Raw genomic sequence first — 17484 nt, 5'->3', positions numbered from 1 at the left:
ACAGGCAACAGCGGCGCCGCCATCAGTGCAGCCTGCGCACGTCCATGCCGGCCGCCACTCCTTCCACGGGGTAGGCAAGCGGCGGCCGCGGTTCGGCCAGGAGCTTCAGCCCCGGCGGAAGGCCGTCAATGGTGCCGGTGGATCCGGCGGCGCTAATGGTCACGCGGCTGGTATCCAGCAGGACGTTCTCCGCCCGGAAACTTCCCACGGTCTCCGGCAGGATCGGTGCCAGGTGCACTACCCCGCGGGTAAAGACGGGGTCGAAGCGCAGCAGGATCCGCGCCAGCTGCACCGGCGCCGCCGCCGCCCAGGCCTGCGGTGAGCACGCGGTGGGATAGGGAACAGGCCCGGGGAACTCGCCCCGGTCAAACCCACAGAACAGCTCCGGCAACCGGCCGTCGAAATGTTCGGCAGCATCGAGGACGCCCAGGGCCACCCGTTTGGCCTCGTCCACGAACCCGTACCGCATCAGGCCGGTGGCCACCAGCGCCGTATCGTGCGGCCATACCGAGCCATTGTGGTAGCTGACCGGGTTGTAGGCGCCCATGTCGGACGCCAGGGTCCGGATGCCCCAGCCGGTGAACATCTGCGGGGACATCAGGTTCTCCATGACGGACTCCGCTTTGTCTTCGTCCACGATGCCGGTCCACAGGCAATGCCCAATGTTGGAAGTCAGCGCATCAACGTGCCGCTTGTCCTTGTCCAGCGCCACCGCGAAATAGCCCTTGTCCGGCAGCCAGAACCTCTTGTTGAACTCCTCCTTGAAGGCCGCCGCCTTCCCGGCCCAATGCTGTTCCAGGCCAGAATCCCCGCTCCAGTGAGCCAGCAAGGACCTGCCAAGGTACGCGGAGTAGACATAGGCCTGGACCTCGCAGAGTGCGATTGGTGCTTCCGCAATGGTGCCGTCAGCGAAGTTGATCCCGTCCCAGGAGTCCTTCCAGCCCTGGTTAACCAGGCCATGGTCGTTGGGCCGCTGGTATTCCACAAAGCCGTCGCCGTCGCGGTCGCCGTACTTCTCGATCCATTCCAGCGCCCGGTCCGCGTGCGCCAGCAGCGGCTGGATCGCATCCCGGGACAACCCCCACCGGCTCAACTCGCCCAGGGTGGACACGAAAAGAGGCGTTGCGTCCGCTGTCCCGTAATAGGCCGTGCCGCCCAGCGACAGCCCGGCGGTGACACCAAGCCTGACCTCGTGCGGAATGCGGCCGGGTTCCTCCTCGGAATCGGGGTCCACTTTCTTTCCCTGGATTCCGGCCAGGGTCTGCAGCGTGCCCAGCGCCAGGTTGGGGTTGACCATCAGGCTCATATAGGACGTCAGCAGCGAATCCCGTCCGAACAACGCCATGAACCAGGGGGCACCGGCGGCAACCGCGGCCCGGTCGGGATGATGCGCATCGAAGATCCGCAGGGCACCAAGATCACTCTGGCTCCGGTTGAGCACGTTCTGGAAGCTGGAGTCCTCGATGCTGATCCGCGGAAGATTCTCCTCCCAGGCCAGGTGCCGCCGCACGCCCTCGCGGTGGTGCGGAAGCTGGCCTTCCTTGAAGGGCTTCTCCGGGGCTTCCCCGTTCACCAGCGGCACCACGATCACGCTGGTGGCCCATTTGCCCCTGGCCGGAACGGTGATTCGAAAACGCAGGCCATCCGTGCCCACTTCCGCACCCCGTGCACCGATGGCGGAACCCCGCTGCTGGCCATGCCGGGAAGCTTCAATAATGAGCTTTCCATCCACCACGGTGCGGGTGGTGTCGTCCGGGCCCGTAGTGCGCCCGCCCTTCACCTCGAACAGGTCAGCCTGGTCCGCATCGACCAGGAGTTCAATGTCGCACTCGACGTCCTCAGCCGCGTAATTCTGCAGCGTGATGTCGTCCTGCAGGCCCGGTCCAATGTGGCGGACCTGACGAACCACCAGGGGGCTGTCGAACCGGCCGCCCGGCCAGGTGGCACGGCCAACGAAGGTTGCCTCGAACGGTTGGGGCCGCTGGGCTGACAACGGCTCCCGCAGCGACCCGTTGATGCGCAGCACCCAGCGGGAGATGATCCGGGTGTCCTGGAAGAACACCCCGTTCGTCCCGGCGTCCGGACTGATGTCACCGGTTCCGGCGGAAATACAAAACGAAGAACCCTCCAGGACGGTAACGGCGCCCACGTCGGAACCGGAGGCTTCGTTGTCTTCATTCCAGGCGGTCATGGAAGGGCTCCCTCCTGAGGGGCTGCCCCCGGGGGGTCGGGAGAAGCAGCATGGTCCCTATCGATTCTGGTACACCCGGGAATCCTGCGGAACCCCTGGACGAATCCTGCCTTCGATAAGGTCGGCATAAAGTTCAAGATGCTCCGCAACCATCCGTTCCGCGCTGAACCTCTCCTCCACGTCCTTGCGGCAAACGGCCCTGTCCAGCGCGGCTGCTGCCGGAACCAGGCCCGCCAGTTCAGCGGTGCCTCCCAGGAATCCGGTGCGCCCATGGTCAACGATTTCCGGGGCGGAACCAATGGATGTCCCCACCACCGGTGTCCCTGTAGCCAGGGCTTCAATCATCACCAGTCCGAACGGTTCGGACCACTGGATGGGATTCAGGAAGGCCAGTGCTTCGCCCATCAGCCGGTATTTCCTGGCGTCGTCCACCTCCCCCACGAAGTCCTCGTTGGGGCCCAGCATGGGTTCAATGACTTCCCGGAAGTAGCGGACCTCGTCCGGCTCCCGCATTTTGACAGCGATTTTCAGGTGCATCCCGGCCTGCCGGGCGATGGTAATGGCTTCAAGCAGTCCCTTGTCGGGGCACGACCGGCCGACGAAGCACAGGTAGCCGCCCTTCCCGGTTCCCACCGGAACCTTCGAGAGGTCCATGCCGTGGTGGATTACCCGTGTGACGGGAACATCGGGAGCGTGCGACGCCTGGTCCCTTGAGATGGCGATGACAGCGCCCTTCCGTGCCACGGCCCGGTAGATGTCCGCGGCCTCGGCGTGGATAGGGCCATGGATGGTGGTGGCCAGGGGCACGCCGGCCGGCTGGTGCAGGTAGAGGGGTCCCGCCAACGTGTGGTCGTGGATGATGTCCACGTCCTGGAGCCCGTCATAGGCCCTGGCCACATGGCTGAGTTCCGCGAGCGTGGTGCCCAGTCCCTCGTAGTCGGTGGGCCTCATACCGGGAACGAGCTGTACCGGGCAGGTGCTGTCTGCCGGCGCCGCCAGCAGCACCTCGTGGCCGGCGGCGGCAAAGCCCCTGGCCAGGGTGTCCACTACTCTTTCGGTTCCCCCGTATGTTGCCGGTGGGACCGGAATCCACGGTCCCGTAACAAGTCCAATCCGCATTCCTGGCCTCCCAGGTTTTACAGGCCGGGCTCCCCAGCTGGCCGGGCAGGAACACACCACCCGGGCTCGTGTCCCGCGGCAGCGCAGTTCGATTCGAAGGGCCTACTGTTTGACCTCTGATCCGACTATTACCCGCGATGGGCCCCCGCAACAAGACCCGGATGTGATGGATGTCATGGCGCACCAAAGGAATCCGGACCCGGCCAGGCAGGTTGTGCAAGGCATGAAGATTGAGATCTGGTCAGACGTCGCCTGCCCGTGGTGTTTCATTGGCAAGCGCCGGTTCGAGGCGGCCCTCGCAGCATTCCCGCACCGTGATGCCGTTGAGGTGGTGTGGCGGAGCTACCAGCTGGATCCCACGCTTCCGGAACACTACGACGGGACCGAACTGGAGTACCTGAGCAGCCGCAAGGGCATGCCGGCCGGGCAGGTCTCACAGATGTTCGAGCACGTGGCGCAGCAGGCAAAGGACGAGGGCCTGGACTACCACTTCGACAAAGTAGTGGTGGCCAACAGTTTCACCGCCCACCGCCTGATCCACCTTGCCGCGGCGCACGGCAGGCAGGATGCAGCCAAGGAGCGCCTGCTCAGCGACCACTTCGAGCACGGCAAGGACATCGGCAGCCGGGACTACCTGTCCTCCCTTGGCGGGGAACTTGGGCTGCCTGCCAACGAGGTGGATGAACTCTTCACTACCGACAAGTACACGGACCAGGTCCGGTTCGACATCCAGGAGGCCCGGGGACTGGGCATCAGCGGCGTCCCGTTCTTCGTGATCGACCGCAAGTTCGGACTCTCCGGCGCCCAGCCCACCGGGACGTTCACGGCCGCCTTGAACCAGGCCTGGCAGGACGCCAACCCGCTGGTCCTGGTCAATTCCGCCGACGGGGAGGCGTGCGGCCCCGACGGCTGTGCGCTGTAGCATCTTTTACTGACACATCGCGGTAAAGTGTCTGTATGCCCAGGATTTCAGCGGCCAGCAACGCGGAACAACGAGCGGAGACCCAGCGCCGCATCCTCACCGCCTTCGGCGAACTTCTCTTCACCCATGGCCTTCCAGGGCTGACCATGACCGACGTGGCCCGGCACGCCGGAATTGGCCGCACCGCGGTCTACAACTACTACGCGGACATCGAGGAACTCCTCATCTCCTATGCGCTGGATGAGACCGAAAAGTTCCTTTCCGACCTGCGCGAGTCGCTGGCCCGCCTGGAGAACCCGGTGGAGCGGCTGGCCTTGTACGTCCGCGCCCAGGTGGTTGACCTCAGCCGCCGCCACCTCCCGCCCGGACCTGCCATGGGGGCGGTGCTGTCGCCGTCGTCCTTTGCCAAGCTCTCCGACCACGTCGGTGAGCTCAGCGTCCTGCTGCAGGGCATCCTGCGTGACGGCATGGAGCAGGGCTACCTGCCCGTGGCGGACGTGGGCCAGCAGTCCCAGTTGATCCTGGGCACCCTCTCCTCCAGCGCGGCGCGGGGCAGCGATGAGCCTGCCGAGCTGGAGGCCCGCGTCGCCAGGACGGTGCGCTTCATCCAGTTGGGCGCGGGTGCACGGTTCGACGACGACGGGCGGCCCATCCGCGTGGCACAGCTTCCCGCGGTGGCCGGCTGAGTAAGCGTCAGGGCGCGGAGGCAGCCGCAGGGGTCACGGGCAGTTTCTCGGTGTCCGCTGTGCGCCGGCTTTCCCGCGGGCAGCTGAGCTTTCCGGGCGTCTGGTCCACCAGGTCCGGCGGGACGAGAGCCTTGTAGTCCTGAGCCAGGATCAGGTCCACGCTGGCATCGGTCCTGCCGTCCTGGAAGTAGTCAGACCCCTGCACATTGCGCTGCACGGTAAATGCCGCGGCTTGTCCGGCTGACCCTGACACCACGGCCGCCACCCCGCGGTACCCCGCGTTAATGTTCGAGACGTTTCCCACCACGAACTTCCGTGCCAGGAGGTCGTCCGCAACGGTGCGGGCCAGCCCGGGCCTGCTGGTGGAGTTGTAGACGTTGAGGTTGATCTTCTCGTTGGGCGTGTAGTCGAACATCGAGGCCGGGCAGGATGACACCGGTGTTGGGGCCGGCTCGGCGGCGGGAATCCGCAGCCGGCCGTTGATGATGGCCAGCGCAACGATGATGCCTGCGGCGATCAGTCCCGTCAGGAGGACCAGCACCACCCCGTGCAGCACGCGGCGGCGGACCCGGGCGGTCTCATCGGCATCGGCAGCCGCTTCCATGGCGGCGCGCAGCTCGGGACCGGAAACTACATGGTGGCCGTGCAGGACACCGGGGTCCTTCGGCCGCTTCCTAGCCATCGAGCACCAGGACCCGGGCGTGGATCGCAGTGCGCTGGTGCAGGGCCGTCCGGACCGCGCGGTGCAGGCCGTCCTCCAGGTAAAGGGTCCCCTGGTACTGCACCACATGCGGGAACAGGTCACCGAAAAACGTGGAATCCTCCGCCAGCAGCGCTTCCAGGTCAAGGGTCCGCTTGGTGGTTACCAGTTCGTCCAGCCGGACCGGTCGCGGCGGCAGCGACGCCCACTGTTTGGGGGTGCTGTAACCATGGTCGGGGTAAGGGCGGCCCTCGCCCACAGCTTTGAATATCACCATGCCACAGTAGGCACCGCGCTGCCCCAGCGAAAGTGGCAGGGCGGACCGGCGCCAGGTTGTAGCCAAACAGTGACCATGGGTCATGCGCCAAGTGCGCAGGCCGGGCCGGGCCGCTCCTGCTGACAGAATGGAGCCATGACAGCATCCGAGTCCCCTGCCCTGCCCGTGCCCGGAATCCGCCTGCCGTCCGCACCGCCGCTGGCGCTCCTGCTTGACGTGGACGGGCCGGTGGCCAGCCCCGTGACGCGGGACGTCAAGCCGGACATCATCCTTGACCTGGTGGCCCTGGCAGCCGCGGGGATCCCCGTCATCTTCAACACCGGCCGCTCCGACGCCTTCATCCGCGAGCAGGTCATGGAACCAATGATCGCGGCCGGCATTCCGGCAGGAACCATCATCCACGCCGTCTGCGAAAAGGGCGCGGTCTGGTTCAGCTACACCGCTGCCGGCCCCGGCCCCATCCACGTGGACCGGGAGCTTGCCGTTCCGGCGGCCTACGGCGACGACGTCCGCCGGCTGGTGGCAGAGGACTACGCGGCCCACATGTTCTTCGATGAAACCAAGCGGGCCATGGTGTCCGTGGAGCAGCACATCGATGTGCCCAGTGCCGATTACCTGGCAGAGCAGAAGCTGTTCGACGCCGAGGCCATGGAGCTCATGGGCCGCCACGGGCTGGGAGTGGTCCGGCTGGACCATCACGCACCGAATTCCGACGACGAGGTGGACTACCGGGTGGACCCCACCATTATCTCCACTGACATCGAATCGGTGCGGCTGGGGAAGGACCTTGGCGCCAGCCGGGCGGTGGAGCTGCTGGCAGCCCAGGGGATCACGCCGCAGGCCTGGCGGACGGTGGGCGACTCCCGCACCGATTACGCCATGGCGGACTGGCTGCACCACAACGACCACCAGGTGAAGCATGTGGACGTGCGGCCGGCGGACGGCGTGCCGGCCAAGCCGTATCCGGTGCTGACCGCAGCGGACCTGGGGCTGGACGCGACAGTAATCCACGACGACGCCGGCGGCGCCTTCCTGCGCAGCTGGCGTGAGGCGCTGGACGCCTGAGCCCCTGCCGGGCCGCCGTCGGGCGTTCACCATGGCGCCCAACAGCGCCCCGAAACCTTCCGTTACTCCGGCAGGACTATCATGCAGGTAAGAATGCCCACTTCCACCAGCTCGGAGACAACCATTACAGAAGCACCGGTCCAGGACGAGGTCTACTACGGCGGCCAGGCGTCCATGGAGGAACAATTTCACGCCGAGATCACCTCGGCGGCGGCGGAGCAGCGGCTCAGGCACCGGCCTGACGTCATCCGGCACAAGGGCCGCTATGCCCTGATCAATGACACCAGGACCCCCTACCAGGCCATGGTGGAGGACCTGCTGTTCCTGCGCAATGTCCTGGCCAACGCCGGCCTTGCTTACCTCTTGGTCCGCGGCAACAATGATCGGCCCGTCCTGGCCCTCGACTGGCAGGACCGGAAAAAGCTCCGTGCCGCCCTGGTGGAGGCCTGCCGCGACGAACCCTTCTATTCCATGACCGTGGACGCCAAGAAGAAGACGTCCGTCCTGGTGGCCGACGGTGAGCTCTCACCCAACCGGCAGGGCCGCATCTTCCGCCTGTACCGGCCCCGGGTGGAGCCGGTGGGCGGCTTCGAATTCGGCGCCTCTGCCGGCGTGCAGATCGAACTGTGGTCCTTCGAGGGCGAGGAACTCACCCTTCCCATCGAAAACTCCCTGACCCGCAGGACCCTGCTCCGCCAGGACGCGGTCCGCGGCACCGTGGAACGCTACGGCCACACGTGGCCCACCATCGAGAACATGTTTGCCGACCACGCAAGCGACATCAGCTTCGACATCGACATCGTCTTCTCCTGGGTCGATGGGAGCTCGCCGGAATACATCGCGGCCCGCCGCGCCCAGCAGCAGGGTGTTGTACTGGGCGAAGGCGACGACCACGAAGCCCGCTTCCGGCAGATCAACGAACTGAAGTACGCGCTGCGGTCCGTGTACATGTTTGCGCCCTGGATCCGCCGCATCTTCATTGCCACGGACTCCCCCGCCCCTGCCTGGCTGGCAGAACACCCGGCGGTCACGATCGTGCGCAGCGAGGAGTTCTTCGCCGACCCCTCCGTGCTGCCCACCCACAATTCACAGGCCGTGGAATGCCAGCTCCACCACATTGAAGGGCTGTCCGAACACTTCCTCTACTCCAATGACGACATGTTCTTTGGCCGCTCCGTGGGACCCGACATGTTCTTCACCCCCGGTGGCATCACCAAGTTCATCGAGGCGGAAACCAGGATCGGCCTGGGCGAGAACGCCGCGGAGCGCAGCGGGTTCGAAAACGCCGCCCGCGTGAACCGGAAGCTCCTGTGGAACCGGTTCGGCCGGATCACGACGCGCCACCTGGAGCACACCGCGGCACCCCTGCGGCGCAGCGTGGTGGCCCAGATGGAGGAGGAGTTCCCGGCGGAGTTCCACAAGACGGCGGCCAGCCGGTTCCGTGCAGCGGACAACATCTCTGTGACCAACTCGTTCTACCACTACTACGCACTGCTCATGGGCCGGGCTGTCACGCAGACGGCTGCCAAGGTGCGCTACGTGGACACCACCATGCGGTCAGGGCTGAAGTACCTGCCCAAGCTGCTCGCCAAGCGGAACATGGACTTCTTCTGCCTCAACGACGGCAGCTTTCCGGAGGTCAGCGCCGACGAGCGGGCCGAAGTAGTGACGGACTTCCTGGAAAGGTATTTCCCCATCAAGGCGCCCTGGGAGAAGTAGCCCCAGTACAGGCTGCACTGGCAGCCTGTACTCACCGGCCGGCTGTCTCCACCGCCTGCCTGTGTTCACCGACTGCCCGTGTTCACCGCCCGGGGGACACTCCGAATTTGGCGTTGGCGCGCTGCTTGGTGGTCTCCGGGATCCGGACTCCCGCAGCCTCCAGGCGCCGGGCAGTCTCCTCGGGTGAGACGTACTCCCCCACTGTTGGTGAACTGCCCAGCGGGACCACGGAGTGCACGATCGTGTGCTCGTAGACGTGCACCAGGTTGAAGGATTGGCCGGCGTCCTGTCCGCGGGTTCCTCCCGCAGGCACGTTCAGGTCCTGGGTGTAGCACGTGGCGGAAGCGACCGAGACGGGAACGCCGGCGAAGCTGGCCGTGGTGGAGTAGTGAAGGTGGCCGGCCAGGATGGTGCGGACGTCCGAGTTGCGGACCACTGCCGCCAACGACGCCTGGTCGCGCAGTTCCACCAGCACGGAAAGGTCCAGCACGGACGGGACCGGAGGATGGTGGAGGGCCAGGATGGTGCCGTCCGGCGCAGGGGTTTCCAGCTGCCGGGCCAGCCAGTCCAGCTGGGCGGCACTCAGTTCGCCGTGGTGGAAACCAGGAACGGTGGTGTCCAGGGTGATCACGCGCAGCCCGTTGATGAAGTAGCTGTGGTCCACCGGCTCGTCGCTGCCGGGCTGGTCCAGCAGGCCCTTCCGGAAGTTGGCCCGGTTGTCGTGGTTGCCCATGGCCCAAATGACCTGGGCTCCGAGCTCCCTGCAGGCAGGCTCCACGATGGCCCGCAGTTTCACGTAGGCCCGGGGATCGCCTTTGTCGGCGAGGTCGCCGGTGAAGATGACTGCCTCAGGCCGGGCCCCTGACGCCTTGACTTCGTCGAAGAGCTGAATAAGCCTGGCTTCGCTGTCAACGGTTCCGTAGAGGGGGTCCGGACCCCCCAGCAGGTGGGGATCGCTCAGGTGGAGTAGGAAGTGGCGTGGCCGGGGATGTTCGGCCTCGATGTGCTCCATTGCTACCTCTATGGTCGGTGGGAAGCCGTTCTTCCCTTGTACCCTTCAGTAATATTTATCCAATCAGACATTTGGCAAACTTGGGGTGAATCGCCGTAGCTGATGTGGAAAAAGTTGAAAGACCTGCGCTTTTGCAGGTCCAATTCGGCCCAAAGCCCCGTTTAGCCGAGCGCCCGCTCCACCGCGTCGATGACCTCGGCGGAATCCGGTTCAACCGTGGGGGCGAACCGGGCCACCACCTCGCCGTCACGGTTGACCAGGAACTTCTCGAAATTCCACTTCACCAGCCCGGGCAGCAGCCCGGTTTTGAACTTGGTGAGCTCCGTGTACAGCGGATGCTGGTTCCTGCCGCGGACGTCGGACTTGACGGTGAGCGGAAAGGTCACGCCGAAGTTCCGCTCGCAGAATTCCACGATGTCGCTGTCACTGCCCGGCTCCTGCCCCGCGAATTGGTTGCAGGGAACGCCCAGGACCTCGAATCCGCGGTCCTGGAATTTACCGTAGAGGGCTTCCAGCCCGGCGTACTGGGGAGTGAAGCCGCAGTTGGAGGCGACGTTGACCACCAATACCGCCTTTCTCCTGAACCGGCCGAAATCTGTCCTGGCGCCGTCGTTAAGGACCAGGGGGATTTGGTACAGCGGCCCCGGCCTCCGGGTCTGCGGAAGGTTGTTCATGTGGACTGTTCGTCGCCAATGCCCCGGTGGACGGGTCCCGGGTGGAGATTTCCTAGGCCGGCGGCGTCGATGCCGCTGCGGTTGGCGTCGCGGTTGGCGTGGGCTCGGGTTCCGCGGGCGGCAGCGCGGCAGGGGGTGCAGGCTCAACCACCGGAGGCGGAGCCGGAGTCGTCGGGGCGGGCGCAGGCGCAGGCTCAACCACGGTCGGCGCGGGCACGGGCGCAGGCTCAACCACGGTCGGGGCGGGCGCAGGCGCAACGATCGCAGGTGGCGGGGCCGGCGTTGTGGCCACCGGGGCGCTCGGCAGTGGTTCAGTCGCTGGGGGCAACGGTTCGCTCGACGCCGGAGTAGGTTCAGGTTCAGGTTCAGTCGGAGTCGGTGCCGGAGCATTCGGCGACGGACCGGTGGGCGATGGCGTTGCAGTTCCAGAATCAGTAGGCGACGGGGCAGCAGTACCAGAATCAGTCGGCGACGGTGTCGGGGTCGGACTAGGGTCCGTGGGCGTCGGTGTCGCAGTACCAGAATCAGTTGGTGACGGCGCAGCAGTTCCAGAACCAGACGGCGCCGGAGTCACGGTATCCGCGGCGGTCGGCGACGGCGTCGCAGTACCAGAACCAGACGGAGCCGGAGTCGCCGTATCGGTGGGAGTCGGCGTCGCATCGCTGGGGGTCGGGCTCTGCGCAGGGTCCGTGGGCGGCGGCGACGCGGCACTTCCCGAAGATTCAGCGGATGTCGGGGCCGTCGTCATCAATTGCACATCAGGGGGCGGAAGCACCACACCCGTTGCCTCCGACGGGGCAGGTGCCGGAGCAAGCGGCAGGCGTGGCGGGAAGGGCGGGGCCAGCAGCCCGGCTGCAGGGAACCCATCGCCTGTGTCCACTTTGAGGGGGATGGTCCAGGTGATCCTGCCGCCGGCCGGCGTCTGGCCGGGTGCGTAGGAAACCATGCCGGCAGGAAGTGCCCAGTTCACGTCGCGGAGCTGGAGGAAGCTCCATCTGAGCGGGTTGATATAGCGACCGTCCAGGATGGCCTCGAAATGCAGGTGGCAGCCCGTGGACCAGCCGGTGGTACCAACACGCGCGATGACCTGGCCCGCCTGGACGGTGTCGCCCAAACTGACGCCGATGGACTCTAGGTGGTTGTAGGTGGTGATGAGTCCATCGCCGTGATCGACTTCCACGCGGTTGCCGCCACCCCAGGGATGCCACCCGGCAGCGCGCACAACACCGGCATCAGCTGCGTGCACGGGGGTGCCGCAAGCCGCTGCATAATCCTGGCCCAGGTGGAAATCACCGGCGGTCCCGCTGATGGGACTGACCCGGAAACCGAACGGCGAACTCGGATTGAGAAGTTGAAGCGGGGCCATGAGAAAGCCGGCTCCGGGCCTGCCCATGCCTGCGGGGCCTACAGTCAGCGCCCCGTCAGCACCTTGGACGGCACCCCCTATTGAAGTGTGCGGGAAGGCAAGGGTCACCAGCGGATTGGACAGGATGGCCGGCGGAACGACACCTGCGCCCACCTGGTCAGACGCGGGCTGGGCCGGTTCCCTGCGCGCTTCCCGGGGGTTGTCCCCCGCGGAGGTACCACCGGGAACAGCTGCACCCTGGGCGCCGGTCCCGGCAACTGCTCCCGCCAACTGCACCCGCTCAGCGGAGCCGGCAGAAAGGTTTACGGCACAAACGGAGGCCGCCAGCACCCCTGCAGCGGCCACGGCGCGGGCAACGGGGGGAAAGCTGCGCTGGTCCGGCTTCCTGTAGCCGGGCACTGAATTCTTGCCCAATTGACTGACTCCACGACGTGGCCTGCCGCACGTTGTCTCGACGGTATGTCCCATGGGACCACAGCGCCGCAGGGGTGGAAACCCCATAGGGGCAGTTTGCGGGTTTTTTGCGGGCATTAGGGGGTGGGAGTTTCCGCTGTTCAGGCGGTGGATACGGGCACCTTCGCTGAAATGGGCAACAATGTTTTATGCGCAATGTCCTTCGTATCTGGCAGGACGAAGTCAAAAAGACCTTCTCCGGGAAGGCTGATGCCCCACCCGAATGGTCGCTGCGGCTGGCGGACGGTGAGGACGCCGGCTACCACCTGCCCGGTTCCGCCGTGTGGGCAGTGCACGGCTCCATGACGCCGATCGTTGGCGGAATCCGCACGCTCCTCATGCAGTCGCTCCATCCGGGCGCCCTGGCGGGAGTGCACGAACACTCCAACTTCCGGGAGGATCCCCTGCGGCGGCTGGCCAACACCATCCGGTGGATCTTCACGGTGACATACGGGTCAACGGCAGCCGCGGAGGAGGCAACGCGCCGCGTCCGGCGCCTGCACGAGCCTGTCCAGGGCGATTACCAGGACAACGACGGCGGCATCCGTACCTACAGTGCCAACGATCCCGCACTGGCCGGCTGGATTCACATCGCCTTTACGGACGGCTTCCTCGCGGCCCACAAGATTTGGGGCAGACCCATTCCCGGTGGCCCGGATGCCTACGTCAGGGAGTGGGCACAGGCCGGGCGGCTGATGGGAGTGGACAACGCGCCGCTGTCCGAAGCGGAGATGCGCAGCCAGCTGGACCAGTGGTACACACAGGGCGCGCTGCGGTCGGACGCCAGGGTGAAGGAAACCGTTCAGTTCATCCGCAACGCTCCGCTGCATCCCCTGCTAAAGCCCGGTTACCGGATCCTGTTTGCAGCTGCCGTCTACAGCCTGGAACCCCGGTACCGCGCGATGCTCGGGCTTTCCGTTCCACGGCTGGGCCCCTTTCCCCTGCCCGTGAAACTGGCCACAAAGGTGGTGCTCGGCGTCGTCCATCTCGCCCTGGGCGGACCCCGCCGTCGGATGGGACCCAGCGAACTGGCAGCGAGGGAGCGCCTGAGGCGGATTGGAGAACCTGTGGCAGATATGGCCTAACCGCCCCCTGGGCCGCGGCCCGTCATGGCGAAAACGCAAGAACCCGGCCCCGGAGTACCGGGGCCGGGTTCTTAACCGGCGGAGAATGGGGGATTTGAACCCCCGAGGGCGTTAACCCAACACGCGTTCCAGGCGTGCGCCATAGGCCGCTAGGCGAATTCTCCAACTGCTTCTGAATCAAAAGCAGGTATTAGATTACCTGAACTTTTCCCCATCGCCCAATTGGGCTGCTCAGGGGCAGGACTTCCGCGCTCCATGCAGGCCGTTCGGCGGCACCCACATGGCGCTTTAACCTGAAAATGGACGCCCCCAATGCGCCCATTCCCTGTTGCACCGTTGAGCTGCCGGGTCCGTCCCGTCCACCAGGCCACGCAGCTCACAACCTTGAGATTGCCCCAATCGGTGTACATATCCATGATCGCGGCTGGCGCCGGGATAAGCAATGAAATCGGCGATCTGAATGGCCTTTCGGCACTGCGGCACCCCTGGACCGGGGGTCCGGGAAGGGAGCGGGGGCCGATTCGAGTCGAGCCCAATGTTCGGGTAAAGTATCTGACGGCCCCTCATGTGGCGTCATCCTGTTGAACTCCCCCAGGACCGGAAGGTAGCAAGGGTAGACGGGCTCTGGCGGGTGCATGGGGGGTCTTTACTATTCCCCCACAGGGCGGCGTGATGTCAGCCCGGATTGGTAGGGTTTTCTCTGTGACAGTTACTACCGCCCTGTACCGCAGATACCGTCCCGACTCGTTCGCTGACGTTATTGGCCAGGAGCATGTCACCGAGCCGCTGATGACGGCTTTGCGGAAGAACCGCGTCAACCACGCCTACCTTTTTTCCGGCCCCAGAGGCTGCGGCAAGACCACGTCCGCGCGCATCCTTGCCCGCTGCCTGAACTGCGCCCAGGGCCCCACGGACACCCCTTGTGGTACCTGCCCCAGCTGTGTCGAGCTGGCACGTGGCGGTTCGGGTTCCCTTGACGTCATCGAGATTGACGCCGCAAGCCACGGCGGTGTTGACGACGCACGCGACCTCCGCGAGCGCGCCACCTACGCCCCGGTGCGGGACCGCTACAAAATCTTCATCATCGACGAAGCCCACATGGTGACTTCCGCCGGGTTCAACGCCCTGCTGAAGATCGTGGAGGAACCGCCGGAACACATCAAGTTCATCTTCGCCACCACGGAGCCGGACAAGGTCATTGGAACCATCCGTTCCCGGACCCACCATTACCCGTTCCGGCTGGTGCCGCCGGAGCCGCTGATGGCTTACCTCGAGCTCCTGTGCCGCCAGGAAAACGTCCCTGTCGCCCCTGGCGTGCTGTCGCTGGTCATCAGGGCTGGCGGCGGTTCCGTCCGTGATTCGCTTTCCGTCCTGGATCAGCTCATGGCCGGTGCCGGTCCCAACGGACTGGACTATGAGCTCGCCGTCGCCCTGCTGGGCTACACCCACGCCTCACTGCTGGACGACGTCGTGGAGGCCGTAGCCGCCTCCGACGCCGCCACGGTCTTCCGTGCCGTGGACCGTGTCATCCAGACCGGCCACGATCCCCGCCGGTTCGTGGAAGACCTGCTGGAGCGCTTCCGGGACCTGATCATCGTCCAGGCCATGCCCGAAAGCGCGCACGCCATCCTGCGCGGAATGCCAGCGGACCAGATCGCCCGCCTGCAGAACCAGGCCCACAACCTTGGCGCCGCGGAACTTTCCCGCGCCGCGGATGTCACCAATACGGCCCTGACCGAAATGACCGGAGCCACGTCCCCCCGGCTGCACCTGGAGCTGCTGTGCGCGCGGATCCTGCTGCCCAGCTCGGAACAGAATGAGCGCGGCATCGCCGCCCGGATCGACCGTGTGGAGCGGCGCCTCAACTACACAGGGAATGACGTCACCGCTCCAGTTGCCCAGGCAGCGCCGGCAGCCGCGCGTGCCGACGTCCCCGAAGCCACATCAAGCGAACCCTCCTCGCCCGTGTCGCGTGTGACTGCGGCGGCCGGCCCTTCCGCGCAGGCGGCGCCGGAGCAGCCGTCCCAGCCCGCATCCGCCCGGCCTGCCGCTGCAGGGTCAGCGCCGGCAGAAGCCGCGCCCTCCCAGCCTCCCGCCGATGCTCCTCGAAGCCCGCTGACACCACCGCGGGTAAGCACCAACGACTGGCCTGTGGAGGACGCCGCGCGCGCCCGGGCATCAGAGGGCCCCGCAGTTGCCAGCCCCGGCCAGGCAGCGCGGCAAGGCAATGGGGCACAGCAAGCTGGTGCAGCACCGCAGTTCCAGGAAGACCGGCGGGCTTCCGGCCAGGCAGCCATGCAGCCGGCACAGGAAACACGCCAGGCGCCCGGCCCCCGCGTACCAACCCGGCAGATGCCCGGCGAGCAGGCCCCTGGCCACCAGGTACCCGGCAACCAGGCAGCCAGCCAAGACCAGGCCAGCCGCCCGTTCCCCGGCACGCAGGCAGTTGCTCAGGCAGGGGCGCCATCGGCACAGCAGGAAGCGCCCGCCACGTCCGCCCCTGCCGCTCCCCCGGCCATGGGCGACGTGGAGGTGCTCCGCCGGGCTTGGCCAGACGTCCTGCAGGCACTGTCCAAAATCAAGCGCAGTACCTGGGCACTCGTTGAACCCAATGCGCAGGTCAGCGCCTTCGATGGCAGCGTTGTGACTTTGTCCTTCACTACCCAGGGACTGGCCGGAGCCTTCGGCAGGGCGGACCACTCGGACAACCTGCGCCAGGCCATCCACAAGACCGTTGGCATCGACTGCCAGATAAACGCGGTTGCCGGCGGCGCCACCCAAGCGAGCTCTGAGCCAAACCCAAAAGTGCCCGTCAGCCCGGTGGTTCAGGCCACGTCAGCTGACGTTGCCTGGGGGCTTGCTCCTGCCCCCGCTCAACCAGCCCCGCCGGCACCGGCTCCCGCGGCCGGTGTTGGCTCCGCGGCGCCCGCGGATGGAAACCCTGAGCGGGCCGCTGCTGCCCGGAGCAACACCTCGGTCCACGGCTCAACTGCCGGCGGAAGTTCCGGCAGCACTGCTGTTGCTGCCAGCCCCGCGGCTGCACCGGAGGGAACCCGCGCGCGAGCCGCCTCTCCAGCGTTACGTCCGGCACATGGCGCCAACCCGGACGGCCGCCAGGACACAAATTCTGTCCCGCCCGGAGCCCAGGGCACGGAAACCCCGGGCTCCGGCTCCGGCTCCGGCGCCAACGCCAGCCTGTCCGCGTACCCGTCAGCCGGCGGCGACTACTCGTACTCCGATGACGACTGGGGTCCCCCGCGGGACGAGGACGCTCCCCCGCTGGAGGAGGAGCCTCCCATGGACTGGGAGCCCGCCACGCGTCCCGGCAACAGGACAGCGCCATCATCCCCGGTGATGGGCACCCGCACGGAAGCCTCCGGCTCCCGCAGTGAGGCAGCCGCGCACCCCCAGGAGACACCAACCGGCGGTTCCGGCACGGGCAGCGCGCCCCAGCCGGTGAGCCAGAATGCGGTCGCCCACGATCCCTGGACACGGGCTGTGGAACAGGCCCCCGGGGTGTGGGTGGTTGGAGACAAGAGCAACGTCGGCGCCACATCCACCCCCGGGTCCGTGCCTGACCACATTGGGACGCAGGCCGATGTCCCGCATTACCCCCCGGCGACAGCCCAGGTGCCACCCTCAATTCCCGTTGCACCGGCAGCAACGGCTGCTGCGGCAGCAGTGTCGGGTTGGGGGCCGGCCGCGGCGTCCATCGCGGCTTCGAGTCCGGATCACGGAGCACCGGCGGGAACGTACCAGGTGCCATCCCCTGACCGCACGCCTGTGCCCGAGTTCGCCATGGCCTCCGCCGCACCCGCCACGGTTGCCCCCTCGATGACGGTGCCGGCCCAGATTGCACCCACCCCGGTTTCCCAGCCCACCGTTGCGCCCTCACGGCCCGCGATGCCGTCACAGGCATCGGCACCTGCACCGGCAGCCGGACGAACGGAATCGCGGCAAAGCCTTTACCAGCGGCTCTCCAACAGTCCCGAAGCTGAGGCCGGACGGGCCAAGGCACCGGCCAGGGCCGCCGCCGCGCCGGGCACCTTCGTCCAGGACGTGCCAAGCGCTGACGATGAGACCATCGAAGAATCGGGCGTGTTCGGCCGGGCCGCCGTGGAACGCATCCTGGGCGGAAAATTGATCGAGGAGCGGTCCCTGGACGGAAGCCCGGTCACGCCACGCTATTGATGGCCGCAAGGCAGCACCGGCAGC

Annotated in this window: 14 protein-coding genes, 1 tRNA gene and 1 other RNA gene; 8 read left to right on the top strand and 8 right to left on the bottom strand. The window is 66.5% G+C overall.

From position 1 onward, the window contains the following. Positions 1–22: 22 nt before the first annotated feature. On the bottom strand, positions 23–2191 hold the full coding sequence (locus tag FBY36_RS12040; RefSeq protein ID WP_142119688.1) for an amylo-alpha-1,6-glucosidase: 2169 nt from the start codon (positions 2189–2191) through the stop codon (positions 23–25). A 57-nt stretch (positions 2192–2248) separates the two neighbouring features. After that, the gene (locus FBY36_RS12035; protein WP_142119686.1) at positions 2249–3310 is read right to left on the bottom strand and encodes a glycosyltransferase family 4 protein; all 1062 of its coding nucleotides are present in this window, start codon (positions 3308–3310) and stop codon (positions 2249–2251) included. Positions 3311–3533: 223 nt separating this feature from the next. Between FBY36_RS12035 and FBY36_RS12030 the strand changes: the two genes are divergently transcribed. Together FBY36_RS12030 and FBY36_RS12025 are read left to right on the top strand one after the other, a co-directional pair. Further along, entirely contained in the window at positions 3534–4232 is a 699-nt protein-coding gene (locus FBY36_RS12030) for a DsbA family oxidoreductase (protein ID WP_142119684.1), read from the top strand. A 35-nt stretch (positions 4233–4267) separates the two neighbouring features. Further along, positions 4268–4918: a TetR/AcrR family transcriptional regulator gene (locus tag FBY36_RS12025; RefSeq protein ID WP_142119683.1), complete on the top strand. Its 651-nt coding sequence runs from the start codon at positions 4268–4270 to the stop codon at positions 4916–4918. Between the two features lie 7 nt (positions 4919–4925). Here the strand turns inward: FBY36_RS12025 and FBY36_RS12020 are convergent, their stop codons facing one another. Both FBY36_RS12020 and FBY36_RS12015 read right to left on the bottom strand, forming a co-directional pair. Then, on the bottom strand, positions 4926–5600 hold the full coding sequence (locus tag FBY36_RS12020) for a LytR C-terminal domain-containing protein (RefSeq protein ID WP_142119681.1): 675 nt from the start codon (positions 5598–5600) through the stop codon (positions 4926–4928). Next, positions 5593–5892, bottom strand: coding sequence for a type II toxin-antitoxin system VapB family antitoxin (locus FBY36_RS12015; protein ID WP_026264985.1), 300 nt, complete (start codon positions 5890–5892; stop codon positions 5593–5595). The genes FBY36_RS12020 and FBY36_RS12015 overlap by 8 nt, the downstream gene beginning before the upstream one ends. Positions 5893–6030: 138 nt before the next feature. Here FBY36_RS12015 and FBY36_RS12010 point away from each other — a divergent pair, with 138 nt between their 5' ends. Together FBY36_RS12010 and FBY36_RS12005 are read left to right on the top strand one after the other, a co-directional pair. Further along, on the top strand, positions 6031–6960 hold the full coding sequence (locus FBY36_RS12010) for a hypothetical protein (RefSeq protein WP_142119680.1): 930 nt from the start codon (positions 6031–6033) through the stop codon (positions 6958–6960). Between the two features lie 81 nt (positions 6961–7041). Continuing rightward, positions 7042–8679: a stealth family protein gene (locus FBY36_RS12005; RefSeq protein ID WP_142119678.1), complete on the top strand. Its 1638-nt coding sequence runs from the start codon at positions 7042–7044 to the stop codon at positions 8677–8679. Between the two features lie 82 nt (positions 8680–8761). Here the strand turns inward: FBY36_RS12005 and FBY36_RS12000 are convergent, their stop codons facing one another. From FBY36_RS12000 to FBY36_RS21020, 3 genes are all read right to left on the bottom strand, one after another. Continuing rightward, complete coding sequence (locus FBY36_RS12000; RefSeq protein WP_142119676.1) at positions 8762–9691, bottom strand: phosphodiesterase; 930 nt, start codon at positions 9689–9691, stop codon at positions 8762–8764. 161 nt (positions 9692–9852) lie between these two features. Then, positions 9853–10365 (bottom strand): glutathione peroxidase, encoded by a 513-nt coding sequence (locus FBY36_RS11995; RefSeq protein ID WP_142119674.1) that lies wholly within the window; start codon positions 10363–10365, stop codon positions 9853–9855. 52 nt (positions 10366–10417) lie between these two features. Continuing rightward, positions 10418–11611: a peptidoglycan DD-metalloendopeptidase family protein gene (locus FBY36_RS21020; protein ID WP_268815573.1), complete on the bottom strand. Its 1194-nt coding sequence runs from the start codon at positions 11609–11611 to the stop codon at positions 10418–10420. On the opposite strand from FBY36_RS21020, the gene FBY36_RS21015 reads away from it, so the two are divergent. Next, on the top strand, positions 11501–11815 hold the full coding sequence (locus FBY36_RS21015) for a hypothetical protein (RefSeq protein ID WP_268815580.1): 315 nt from the start codon (positions 11501–11503) through the stop codon (positions 11813–11815). The two genes, FBY36_RS21020 and FBY36_RS21015, sit on opposite strands and share 111 nt — an antisense overlap. 518 nt (positions 11816–12333) lie before the next feature. Beyond that, on the top strand, positions 12334–13269 hold the full coding sequence (locus FBY36_RS11985) for an oxygenase MpaB family protein (RefSeq protein ID WP_142119672.1): 936 nt from the start codon (positions 12334–12336) through the stop codon (positions 13267–13269). 79 nt (positions 13270–13348) lie between these two features. Here the strand turns inward: FBY36_RS11985 and FBY36_RS11980 are convergent. After that, positions 13349–13433: transfer RNA gene (locus FBY36_RS11980), tRNA-Ser, on the bottom strand. 390 nt (positions 13434–13823) lie between these two features. Between FBY36_RS11980 and ffs the strand changes: the two genes are divergently transcribed. Beyond that, positions 13824–13920: signal recognition particle sRNA small type (gene ffs / locus FBY36_RS11975), an RNA gene on the top strand. Between the two features lie 21 nt (positions 13921–13941). Further along, positions 13942–17460, top strand: coding sequence for a DNA polymerase III subunit gamma and tau (locus FBY36_RS11970; RefSeq protein WP_142119670.1), 3519 nt, complete (start codon positions 13942–13944; stop codon positions 17458–17460). The last annotated feature ends 24 nt before the right edge of the window (positions 17461–17484 follow it).

The sequence above is a fragment of the Arthrobacter sp. SLBN-122 genome, assembly GCF_006715165.1.
Taxonomy (GTDB): Bacteria; Actinomycetota; Actinomycetes; order Actinomycetales; family Micrococcaceae; genus Arthrobacter.
This window is presented reverse-complemented; position numbering and strand designations above follow the sequence as displayed.